Raw genomic sequence first — 13,400 nt, 5'->3', positions numbered from 1 at the left:
GCTTTTTCTGCTGCTGTTTCAACATCAGATTTCGCTTTGTCCTTCTCTTCTTTCGTCAAGTCGGTACGCTTATCAATCTCAGCTTTCTTAGTCTCAGCCGCTTTGTCGATAGTCCCTTTAGAAGCATCTGTGACTTTGTATTTGGCTGGGACATTTTCTGTACTACCATCTTCATATGTCACTGTAAGTTCAATATCATGGAAACCATCTGTTGTAGGATAACTTGTTCCATCTTTCAGATTAACAGTCTGTTTGTGTTCAGCATTTACAGCGTCTAACAAATCATTATCTGTAACATTTTGTTTGTATGGTTTGACTAGTGTATTTGTGGTCACACTGTGTTCTGGTACTGTGTATTGGGTGCTTGAAGCGTCACTTAGGTACTTGTCGCTTCCTGCTGTGGCACTTGCTTGGATAGCTTGACTTCTGTCGATGTCTTTGTATCCTAGTACCACTTTGCCATCCTGTAGTAAACCTGCTTCTCCTTCTGTTACACTCCAGTTTTGGCCTTCTTTTGATAGTTTGACCGTCTGTTGTGCTCCAACTTTGTCCGTATACGTGATGGTTACTTTGTCCGCATTTGTTGGCGGTGTTAAGACTGCATCTCCATTTTGCTTGTGGCTTGCCACCACTTGGTCTGGTGTAGCTGTCTTAGAGTTAACCGTTACATCTACTTCTTCTGTTGATCCATCCGCATAAGTTACTACTGCTTTGACTGTCGCGCTTGTTCCTGCATCTACTGGTGTTAAGTTTCCTTTGGCTACTGCATTTTGTTTCTTAGTAGCTGTTATTGCCGCATTGATTTGCTCTGCTGTTGGCGTTGCTCCTGCCCCCACTGTGATTTCTGCTACAGTTGGTTTTTGATGCTCTGGTACAGTTGTAGTGAAGTCGCGTTGTGTACTTTCTCCTATTCCTGTTCCTGCCTTGGCCGTCGCTGTAATCGTACGGTTGCCTGAAATCTTATCGCTTGGTACAGTTACTTTGCTTGCGCTATTGTCTTGTGGATTTGTAATCGTGATACCTGAGTCTTGTGGCGCTGTCCAGTTGCCGTCTGCTCCTTTTGTAAGCGTTACTGTCTTAATTTCTGTATCGCTTACTGGATAGTTGATGGTTGCGCTGTCCGCATTTTGTGGAATGGTAAGTTCTACGTCTCCGTTGTCGCGTACATGTTCACTAAACTCATTTGGTTGCGGTGCTTTTGCAGTCGCTTCTTTTTCTTCACTTAGTTTCGTTGCGCTTTCGGCATCTCCTGTAACTTTTGTTCCGTCTTTGACTTTGTCTGCTGGTACGGTTACGGTTACTTGACCTGTCGCATCGTCTTTGTGAAGTTCTAGTCCTGAGTCTTGTGGTAGTGCCCAGTTGCCGTCTGCTTGTTTTGTAATCTCTACCGTCTTAGGTGATGTTTCTCCTTCTGGCGTGTAGGTTACTGTTGCTTTGTCGGCTTCTTGTGGAACTGTTACGTCTACTGATCCATCATCTTTTGTTGTCGCATTTACGCCGTTTAAGCGGTCTTTAGCTACAAGACTTCCCTCTTCACTAAACTCTGAGTTGTCTTTCTTCTGTTTAGCGTATACGGTTGTTCCTACTTTGGCTGTTCCACTTGTCATGTGCACTGTCGCTGTTCCATCTACGTTGTTTGTGATTTGAACGGTTGATTGTGCATTGGCGTCATCTTTATCCCATTGTCCGTTGGCTCCTTTTGTGAAGCTTACTGTGCGTTCTTGATCTGCTGCGTCTGTAAAGCGAATTTCTGCTTTTGTTGCGTCCTCTTTACCTACTACTGCTGTAATCTCTAAACTTGTTCGGTCTTGGGCTAAAGCTGGTTGCGATGGTTTTTGTGATAGAACTGTAATCTCTACTGTAGTTTCTACACTCTGACCTTGAAGGTCTGCTGGTACGTCTGTACCTGTTCCAAACCTTGTCACTACTGTGTAAGTTGATTTTCCTACTGTAGCTGATGTCGGTGCATTGCCATCTTTCCATGTGTAGGTTGTTCCATTTGGTAACGCACTTGTGTTTGCTACTGGTACGACATAGTCACTTGCCTGTGGATTGAAGGTGTCTCCTACCGTTACAGTCGTTTTCGCATCTGCTTTTGCTTCTAAGCTGTATACACTTGGAGTGATGTATTGATCTGTTATGTCTGTCAATGCTACTCCATTTTGTGGATACGTTACTTTGATACGTGGTAAGCTTTGTCCTACTTTGACTTCTGCTGGATCATTTTCCCAACTTAGTGTGCCATTGCCTTCTGCTGTTACGTAGTGTGATAGATTGTCATTTGTGATGTTGGCATCTTTTGCTTTCAAGACTGCTTTTGCACTTGGTTGGGCTAGAGTTGTCACCGTTACTTGTACTTCTTGGTTTTCTGTCTGACCTTTTAGTTTAACTAGTAAGGTTTCTACTCGTGTTCCTGCAACGCCTTTTTCTAATGCTGTTTTGTCTTTCCACTGAGCCGTTGCTCCCGTAAAGTCTACTCCTGCATTGCCTTGACGTAAGAGTTTGCCCAAGGTTTGCGCATCTAAAGTGTCTGTGCCTGCTATGTTGCCTGAGCCTGCTAGTGTTTGGATGCTTCCTTTTGCACTTAGCTCGTTTAACTTAGCTGTCACATCATCTGATTTGTCAGATTCTACTTTCTCTGCTTGGTTATCTGGCATGTAGATTGTTTTGACGTAGACTTTTCCTTTTGGTAAGTCTTTTGTCGGTGTAATGGTTGTAGTCGTTGCTGTCGCATAGTCTGTGCCTTTTGGTACGTCTGTATGTCCTAGCTCGTTTCCTTGCTCATCATACAAGACTACTCGTGTGCCGCTTGTGACATTGCCTACTTCTACTACTGATCTTGTGCCTGATTTCCATTCCAAGTCGGTTGTAATGCTTGGTTTGGCTGGTTTTTTGATGAAGGTGATTTCTTGTGTCTCTTCTGCTAGAGCTTCTGATTTCTCATTGCCTCCATCTGCGTTTGGATAGTAAACCTTAACCTTGTTGGTCTTCTTACCAATCCAGTCGCCATTTACTCCGCCCCATGTATCTGAACCGTATTCTTGGTTGGCTGTGCCATCTGTCTTCCATGCGTATTCTATACCTTGTGGCGCTGTTGGACTTGTTGTCACATAGTTCTTCGCGTTTGTGTCGAAGTTTTCTCCTACTGTTAGAGTGTACTCTGTAGCCTTAGCTACCGAGTGGTAGGTTGGAAGGGATACTTCCAATTCTCTCACAACTGTATCCGTCGCAGAGCCATTTCCTGGGTAGACAACTTCTATCTTAGCCTTACGGTCTGCAGACACGCTAGATACATCTGGGGTACCATCTTTCCAACGAACTGTTACGTTATTTGGCTTACTGTCTGTACCTTCAAATGAAACATAGTTAGAAGCTTCTGTGCCGTTTGACAAGCTACCCAACTTGTTCGTGTAGCTTGATTTCTTCAAGCTAGCAGTTGGATATACATGGACAGGTACTTCTACTTCTGTACTTCCTTGTCCTGGTATTGTCACTACCGCTGTGTAGTTTCTTGTTCCAACCGCGTTGTAGTCTGGTGCTTGGTTATCTTTCCATTCTACTGTTGCGTTGTCTGGTAGATTTGTTCTAAGCGCTTCGTCTGTATTGTCGTTGTAACGAATACGTCCTTTAGCTTCGCCTGTGTAAGCCTCACCCTTAATCGCATGGATGCTATTTACGGCTAGTCCTTCTCTAACTGTTAGGCTTTCTCCTAAGTCTGATTCTGTTCGCTCGTCTTGTGATGTTGGTTTGTAGATCACTTTCGCTGCGATTTTTTGATCTTTTGTTAGAGTTGTGACTGTTACGTCTACTCCATTTTCTTTGGCGTCTCCCGTTGTTCCTGTGATGTCTTTGCGTCCTAATTCTCTTGGATTTGTTGGATTGCTTACATCATACAAGACTACGGTTGTTCCTGGAGTGACTCCGTTTACAGTTACACTAGTTGCTCCTGCTTTTCCTATACTTGTTTGAACACTTGGTGCGTCTGGTTTGATTGTGTACGGAATTTCTACATCTTCTGTACTTTGATCATCATAGGTTACCGTCGCTGCAATCTTGTTCTTACCGATACTTTCTGGTAAGGCTCCTTTTTTCACTACACTTGCTTTGTTGTCTACAGTAACCGCATCTTTGATGGCTGTTGCTGATAGAGCTTCGCTTTGTGCTCTTGTGATTGGAGTGATTGTCACACTGTGTTCTGGTACTGTGTATTGGGTGCTTGAAGCGTCACTTAGGTACTTGTCGCTTCCTGCTGTGGCACTTGCTTGGATAGCTTGACTTCTGTCGATGTCTTTGTATCCTAGTACCACTTTGCCATCCTGTAGTAAACCTGCTTCTCCTTCTGTTACACTCCAGTTTTGGCCTTCTTTTGATAGTTTGACCGTCTGTTGTGCTCCAACTTTGTCCGTATACGTGATGGTTACTTTGTCCGCATTTGTTGGCGGTGTTAAGACTGCATCTCCATTTTGCTTGTGGCTTGCCACCACTTGGTCTGGTGTAGCTGCTTTTACAGTTACTTCTACTTCAATTTCTTGAGCAACCGCATCTGCTTTATTTGCTTCAAATACTTTGGCAATATAGGTTCTAGTTCCGACTTCTGTGATATTTGGTGTTTCCTTCCAACTTGCAGAAAAGTCGCTTGGAAAATCTTTTGGAACATTTCTTTCTGTGTACTTAATTCCTAATCTAGGATCATTCTTCAGATTAGTAAGTTCTTGATCTCCTGCTTTACCTACTATTGCTTTTCCTGCAAAGTTACGGTCTTTTGCAACATATACTTTCTTAGCGTCACTAACTGCATCAAATACTGTTTGTGTTACAGATAATGGTACAGTTGAAGAACCTGGTAGAGTTGATTGTTCTGTTTGACGGAGGTAACGTCCTGGTGGAAGAGTATAAGTCCATTTACCATTACGAGGTGTAACATCTGCATGTCCTTGTTCACCTCGTCCATCTTGGAAGTTAATCGTAACTTTTGTCGCATTCTGAAGCGCTGTACCAGAAATTGTTCTATCCGCATCCGATACCTTATCATCGTGTGTAAGAGTAATTGTCGGAGCTTCTGGTTTGGCTACAACCGCATGCGAAATATCAATAGTAGATCCATCTGGGAAGCCAAGCACAGCTACCTTGGTCTTATCATCTGTATTACCAGCTGTATAGGTTGTTGTAGCTGGAAGTACCGTACGATTTAGCTCTTGGATCTTATCTTTAAAGCTTGTTTTAGCTGCTGTTGTAAAATTACCATTCGTGATTGCTGTATCATTATAGGTTACTTTTTCAGCATCTGTTGGGTACTTAACAGTGTCACGATAATAGTCCGCATGACTTTTAATCACAACATTTTTTTCTAGTGTAGTAGACTCTTCTCCTGCTGCATCTATTGTTGATAAGACAAGAGTATAGGTACCTGGAGCGATTCGACCATTTGCTTGAGCACCGACAGAAGTTCCCTCGATATTGCGAGCAGTATCTCGACCAGTGAATACACGAACACGTAATTTCCCTCGTGAAGAAGCTCCGTATCCTACTGTCTTGCCTGCATCATCCTCAACGTCATGACCCGCAAAGTAATCTTTCAACTCATCGACCGTTGGCGATGGAATGGTTTGACCTTCCTGAACCTCTTTTCCAGACTGCCATTCTACTGTTGGAAGTGTATTGGTTACCGAGCTTCCAACCCATCCGCTAGCAGGTCTACCCCAAATATTATCACCTATCGGTACATGAACACGTGTCTCTATCTTGTTATCACCTTTTTGAAGCCTAAAGCTAGGTGTACTTGCTGGATCGGTGTTTTTCAACCTAAGTGTTAGATTTATGCGACTCGGATCCTGATTCGCACTACCTTGAACAATCTCTATAGCATCACGATCTCTAGCATCCACAATTCTCCAGTTTCCTGTAGCATCTCGAGTAATTCCGATATCACTTCCTCTACCTGCCACTTTTACTGCTACTGTGTACGCATCGTGTGGAATGCTCAAATCAATATCACGACCAGCCGCTACCGCTCCTACCACATTGGCATTTCCTAGATAAACATCTATCTCTTTTTCAGCAGAAGAAATATTGTCTACCGTTTGCGAAACTTTAACACGAGTTGCATTAACCCCTAGAGTATCTGTTCTATTGTTATTAAAACCATTAGGTGTATAAGATAACACTTCTCTATCTGCTAGAGTATAACTCCATGCACCGTTTTCATCCGCTTGCGCAGTACGGTGTGTTCCATCTTGCAAGGTGATTGTTACAGTTGCCCTTGGAGTTGCTGTCCCTGAAATGCTACGCGCTGTAGATTCCAAAGCTTCATCAACAAGATTTTCTCGACTCTTAGTTACTGTTGGAGTATTTGGTCTTGATTTAACCGTTATATCTACATCTTCTGTTGACCCATCTTGGTAAGTCAAGGTAGTTGCAACAACTTTAGTCGTTCCTGCAGCAATAGCAGTTTGTGTCTCTTTTGCTACAACGGATTGTTTGGTTGCGACTGTTACACCTGTAGCTAATTGCTCATTTGTAGGCGTCGCACCTGCAGCGATAACAACGTTTTGGGTTGTTGGAGCTGTGTGTTTTGGGATAGAATGATTCCCATTATTTGCTTGTGACTTGACATCACCTTGTCCTCTAGTAGAGGCTGTTGTGATATTTGTATCCCTATTTACCTTCGTATAGTCAAGCGTAACCTTACCATTTGCTAGGCTGATACCATCTGGTAAGTTTGTTGAAGGACTCCAAGTATTTCCTTGTTTAGCCAGTGTTACTGTGATATTGGTGTTTTGTCTATTCTTATAAGTTAGGGTCACATTGTCTGCATCTGTCGGTAAGGTAACTTCTACATCACCATTTTGACGTGTAGCACTAGTCGTTGCGCTCGGTTGTTCAAACTTGGCTTTACTTTCTACTGTAGTAGTTGTTCTATCGTTATTTGATGCGATGACCGAAACTGTTGAACCATCCACCACATTAGCTTTCGGAATAATAATCTTACGATCAAGTGAATAGGTATCTATTCCATTATGTGACGTCCAGGTTGTTCCCGTTTTAGTATATTCCAATGTCTTAGGTGCTGTTTGACCCTGTGGTGTATAGGTCAAAGTCATACGAGTTGCAGTTTCTGGAATACGAATCTCCACAGAACCATCAGCTTGAGCTGTATTTGTCAAGCCATTTAAGCGTCCCAAAGCCCTGGTAGTTCCCGGGGCACTAATAGCCGATTTATCTGTCTTCTGTACAACTGTTACAGTTGATCCTGCTCTGGCTGTATCTGGTTGGATTTGGATTTCTCCTCTTCCGTTTGTACCATTTATAATGGACACTGTAGTGTCGGCGTTGGCATTATCCTTATCCCAGTAACCTCCATTTTTCGTAAAGCCTACTGTTCTGGTATCACCATTAGCATTGACATAGGTCAAAGTCGCTTTCGTAGCGCCATCTTGTCCCACTTCTGATTTAACAACCAAGTCTTCTGGACTTTGAGACACTGTAGGTGCCTGTGGTGCTTGGGTCGTGCTTGTCACACTAGCACTAAAGTCAGAAGCTACGTTTTGGTCAGGATTAGTTGGTTGGTAAATGGTTTTAACGCGAAGATTTGTCGTGTATGGCAACACTCCGTTTACTGTTATGTTAGCCGTCTTCGTCGATGTATCCGTTTCATTTCCAGTTTTTGGTACATCTACAGAACCAATTTTCGTATCGCCGTTGTAGAGCTCAACAGTTGTTCCTGGTGTCACATTGTTAATCGTTACGGTTTGATTGTTCTTTTCTGCTTTTCCGCTAACCGATGCTTCATCTATAGACGGAGTCTTAGGTTTCACAATAAAGGTAACAGCTAGTTCTTGTACTCGATCGTCGTTATAGTCCTGCACTCCATCTGCATTTGGGAAATAAACATGAATCTTATCCACTACTTTTCCTAAAGTCGTAGCAGCGCCATTTCTAGATGCATTATGGTAATTACTTGCTGATTCCCAGAAAGCTTTAACTACCCTATTGCCTGGGACTGGATAATCATGGGTAAAATTGTCATAAGTACTAGAATTATTAAACGTGGTCCCTACCGTCGTTTCTTTTGTAAAGATTGTCTGAGTTGCGCTATAAGTCGGTAGACTCACTTGCAAGTTCCGTTTAATCGGATTTGCAGCGTCATCTGTAGCATAAGAAACTTCAATATTGCCTTTTAGATTTGGATTTGCTTGACTGACATCTGGCACTCGGCCTCCTTGCCATGCAACTGTCACTCCCGGAGTTACTCCAGTTACATAGTTTGCTGCATTGTCTCCATTTGCTAATTTCCCCTTGGCATTGGTATGTGTTGATGCCTTGAGAGTCACCTTGTCATAAACTTTAACTGGAACTGTCAAGGTCGTATCTGCCTGGTTAGGAACACGGACGGTTACTTGATAATTTTGTTCGCCGGCTGTCGTTGTCGCAACTGAACGAACCCATGTTACGGTTGTTCCTTGCGGTAGAGCCGTTTTTGTGCCATTTTTATCCCAATAAACATAATCTGAAGCTGTAAAGTTCGCCGCATCATCTTTGACAGTATAGAGCTTCTTGGTAGCCAGTTTATAGGTTGCAGCTTGAGCGCTACTTTCAGGAGAGGTTAAGGCTATATCTTTAGCTCTTCCTTCTGTGTAGGAATAAGTGTTATTTGTTACTTTTGTGCTTGCCTTGATGGTTCCAGCTGGCAATTCTCCTCTAACCGTAACTTCTGCTAGGCTTCCAACACGTCTCACAGTGGTATTTGGAATCGTTGTGCCATTAGCCGTTAGCTTGACTTCTACCGTGCCGTCTTCTGGGACGTTGGACACTGTGATTGTTTGGTTTGTCAATCCTGCTTTGTCGTGCAAATCACTTGTAATAGTCGGAGCGCTTGGTGTCACACTGGTAACAAGCCCTAGGTTTTGGGTCTGACCATTATCGTAAGTGACTTTAATCTCTTTATTGAGACTTCCAGCCTTGGCAGTTGATGGAGCTGTCGCAGTTGTTCGACTTGTAGGAACAAACTCTTCACGTTGGATATGCGTTTTTTGACCCGTTTCTGCTCGTGTATAGCTTGAAGCCTCAGAGTCGTTTCCTGTTGTCAACTTGCCATCTTGATTAGCAGTGAAGACATTCTTTACTAGGACTGTATTCACTGTTGTATAGTTTGTAGTGACTTCTCTAGTAATAGGCTGACCGTTTCTATCCACCCCTGGATAGGTCACAACCGCTGTTGCTGTATGCGTTTGACCTGAAGCTGCATTTTTATTTGGCTCTGAGTCAACTTTCCACGCGATGGTCTTACCATCGGTATTGTTATAGAAGTCTGATGCTACTGCCGCAGTCGTGGTGTTTGGCTTGACAAAGTCTTTCCCTTTGACCGTATACATGCTGTTCTTAGGGGTTACAGGTGCGACTACATCATAGGTCACCTGCAGTGTTACAGTACCTCGTCCAGGATAAGATGCTAAAACATCCACAGTTTTTCCAGTACCTACTGTTAAATCAGGATTTTTCGGTGCAGTAGTATTAAAAGTCTGAGGATACTCTTTCCATAGGAAAGTTCTATCTGCCCCGATAGCAGAGCCATCTCCATAGGTGAAGTAGGTCTTAGGATCTCCCCATGTAGGTGTTTCCCCTTGGATAAAGGTTAAGCGTCCTGGTTTTTGGACATAGTCCGTTCGAGGAGCGGTTGCCTTGATCGTGCTCTCACTCAGACTAGAGTTGAGATTTTCAAATACCTGATCAGTTCCGCTTTTTACCAAGGCTGTTACCAGTCTCAAATTATCTGTTCCGATAGTTTCCTGTCTATAGTCACCCTCTTTAAAGATCGCTTTCCCGTTAGCTTGAATATTGGTAGCGGCTACTACCGTATAATTTTGAGCTTCCCGAACATAAGAGTTAGGGTTGTTTTGACCTCCTTTTACCAAGTAAGCTTTCCACTCGTAACCTGGCAAAGTTGCTGGGTTGGTTAAGAATCCTGTTGCCGTCACTTGTGGTTTGCTATTGGATTTTTCACGTAAGTCATCACTCGTCGTCTCAAAACTTCCTGCTGTCGGCGGAATAAAGAGATGGGTTTTATAGGTAGAGATTGAGTTGTCTTCTGCAGTTGCAGTTACAGTCAACTCATAAACTCCACGTTTATTGCCATCAAAACCATTTGGTTTCTCTATTCTAATAGTCGCTTCTTGGCTATTTAGTCCCTCCGTACGCCATTCGTTTGCGGCTACGATATTTTCTGCACCTGTAACAACTAATTTCTTAATATTCTTAGAACTTCTAGCAATAAACTTAACACTGTTGTTTGTAACAATGTCATTAGCTGGATACGGGATAACCTTCTCATCTTTTAGGTTGGGTTTCTGTGTACCCGGTATGTTTTCTGTGCTGATCCCCATTTCAAATTTAAGAGTATCTCTCTCATTTGATGGGTCTGATTCTACAGTATCATGTTTTTCGCCATTATTGCGTTCATCTAACCAGTGTCCATCCACAACTGTCTTAACAAGATAGGTCCCCAAGGCTGGTAGGGTTACATTTGTAAAGGTTGCAACTCCTGATGCATTTGCAGTCGCACTCGTCACCTCTTCCAAGTTGCCATTAGATAGTTTTCGATAGAGAACCATTTTAGAGTTGCCTGCTCCACCACTAGCCTTGATTGTGACAGGGTTGACCGTCCCTAGCTTGCTCAAGTCTGTATCTAAGGTTGGAGTCTTCGGCTTGGTCACAAAGTAGAAAACGTCAGAGTCACTAGAACCATCGGTAAAGGTTCTGACATACTTATAGGCATGAACACCCGGAGTCAAAATAGCATCTCGGGTCAAGTCTTCCTTACTTATTTCCGTATTTTCACCAACTCTGTACAAGTGCCACGTTTGACCTTGTCTAGTAGCTTCAGCTTTCCCTTCTCGCTCTTTTTCTAACTTAACACCATTTTCATTGAAATAATCTCCATATGAAGTAATGTCAAAATTTTTGTACCCGTCAATGGTCTGTCCGGCACGACTTTCTGCAGAGATTACCCCGTCAATTTGTGGGTTATAGGGTTCGTTAGACTCATCATATCTATTTTTATAGATGATACCATTCTTAGTCACTTGATAAGCATTGTATTCTGGTAAAAACTTGGAGTTGACTGTATTTTGATTAACAGGGTAATAGTGATTCCCTGTCAAGTCAAATTTAAACTTATCCGTAGAATCTACTTCGCCTGGTGTGCGAGCATACCATTGTTGGACTAATAGTCTACGTGGGTTACCTCCACTGTTTACATCCACCCCCTTGAGACCAGACAGATAGCTTAAGTTGGTTATCTTATCGCTACCTTCCGTTCTAAAGGTAATTCTATAAGCAGCACTTGGGTCTGCAGAGTAAACGCCATTTTCTATAACTCCTAGTTGACCATAATAGACCGTCTGCGTATCTTTCTCAATTTGGTCAAACTTCTTGTCTCCAAGTTTTACTTCATCTGAGGATTCATGGTTCCTCTGAAAAAAAACACCTTGTTTAGCCAAACCAGAAAGGGTTGATACTTCATAGTCATAAACAGAACCCTTGAATTTAGTTGGCGCTGGAGCAGTTGTTCGTTCCGTGGTTCCTTTCCTTACATCCGTCAGACCTGCAGCTTTTAAGCTGGCAGTTATCTCATCATCATTTCCGTTTCCAGAAGATGAAAACGAATGCCTCTCAGTAGCCGTTTCCCTAGTAATGGTAAAGCTATTTCTAACCAAAGTTTGCCCTTTAGGAAGGGTAAAGAAGAAACTCATATTTTGGAGATTTTGATGATTAGGATTAACTGTGATTTCCCAGTCAATTCCTTTTTTAACACCTCTAGCTGGGGTCGCCTTTACTTTGGTGACTTTTTCATTCAAATACTTCAAGATATCTACCACAGGGTCATCTTTACCTGCAGAAGTTTGTCTCTTAACATTATAGTAAACATAAGTGTACTTATCGTAAGGAGATGTTGAGTCATCACCTTTATCAAAGTAACTCGTATACTTATCAATAAAGTAACTTCCTGGCCCTACACGACCCTCCCCTGCACGTTCCTCAATTGAACGAGCCGCACGTGCATTACGTGTTCGTACAGTACCTGCTGGCATAGAGCGGAAACCTGACCATCCTGTAGCGTTGGTACGCGGTTGAATGGTTACATTGTTTTCACTTGGAGTTGCAGACTCTGCTGGATTTGCGGTTCCTGTTACCTTTCCTGCATTAGCCTCTTTTTCAGAGAGGACTCCTTCGATCAGTTCACGTGATTTTTTCAGGTCTGCTAAGGCCGCATCAAAATCTGATTGACTGATGGTGTCGCCTTTAGAGAAGGCTTCATTGAACTTATCAGCAGCTGCCTTGGCTGCTTGGATTTTATCTGCCGATGCTCCGTTATCTCGGAGTTGCTCAGTGATGAACTCTAATTCATCTTTTAATCCATAAACGCCATTCTTACCTTCTGTGTTGGTGTAGGTTGGGAGTTCTCGTGAAGTAGCTTGAGAGCCAGCTCCCGAACCTGTTGAGTCCCCTCCAGCAGATGGATTGGCTTGGTTTTCATCTGATGTAGGCTCGCTCAAAGCTCTTCTACGACCTTTTCCTCCACTTGTTTGCGCAGTCGTAGCTCCCTCTGGAGTAGCAAGTCCAGTAGATGTGAGACCTGTAGATGTTAGACCCGCATTTTCCAAGATTGTTGGAGTTTCTAGGCTAGGTGTCAAGGCTTGATTAACACGGCTCGTAAGCTCTGCCATCAGTCTTGCTTGCTCATCAACCTGCGCTTGCGTCGCTTTTGGATCTTCCAAAACTGCCTTAGCTGCTGCTAGGCGCGCTTCCACTTCAGCATGGAGTTCCTGCATTGAGCTAAGCGTTAGTTTTTCCAACAAAGCTTGCAGATTCCCTTGAGTCGATTTGGCTGCTGTCGTATCAGCGACGGTCGGCTGCTCTTTTACTTCTCCTGCTTGAGAAGGTTCTTGGTTAGCTGAATTTGTCTCGGACTGAGCAGAGTTAGACTCAGCTCCTGCTTGCCCTTGATTGGTTCCCTCAGCTGGAGCTTCTTGCGTTTTCACCTCATCAGCTGCTTTGAGTTCAGCTGGCTGGTCAGTTAGAACCTTGTTCGAGTCTCCCTCATCCGAGCTTCCTAAATCACCATCTGCATTGCCATCAGAACCTGCCGTAACGACATCACTTGCCGTGGCTGGAGTAATTGTCTCTCTCGCCGCCACAGCCCCATTCGCAAAAAACATCAAGGCTGCAACAGCAACGCTGGCAGCACCAAAGTGATATTTTCGAATGGAGTAACGGAAAATCTTTTCCCCGTTATCATCACGATATGATTTTTTCATGATTGAATTACCTCTCATTTTTCCTTTCTGGAGGTACTAAAAAATACCCCCCTTAAATATTTTAGGTATTTAAGAAAGGATATGTTT

The 13,400-nt window shown here is 43.2% G+C and carries 1 protein-coding gene; it reads right to left on the bottom strand.

What is annotated here, in order from left to right; all coding sequences use genetic code 11:
- Positions 1 to 13,313 (bottom strand): Rib/alpha-like domain-containing protein (locus tag OVN23_RS02280; RefSeq protein ID WP_267240332.1); only part of this gene is annotated, 13,313 nt, incomplete at its 3' end.
- Positions 13,314 to 13,400 lie beyond the last annotated feature (87 nt).

It is taken from the genome of Streptococcus sp. Marseille-Q6488, from assembly GCF_946902925.1.
Lineage (GTDB): Bacteria > Bacillota > Bacilli > Lactobacillales > Streptococcaceae > Streptococcus.
The sequence above is the reverse complement of the archived record's forward strand: the minus strand, read 5'-3'. Positions and strand labels throughout refer to the sequence as shown.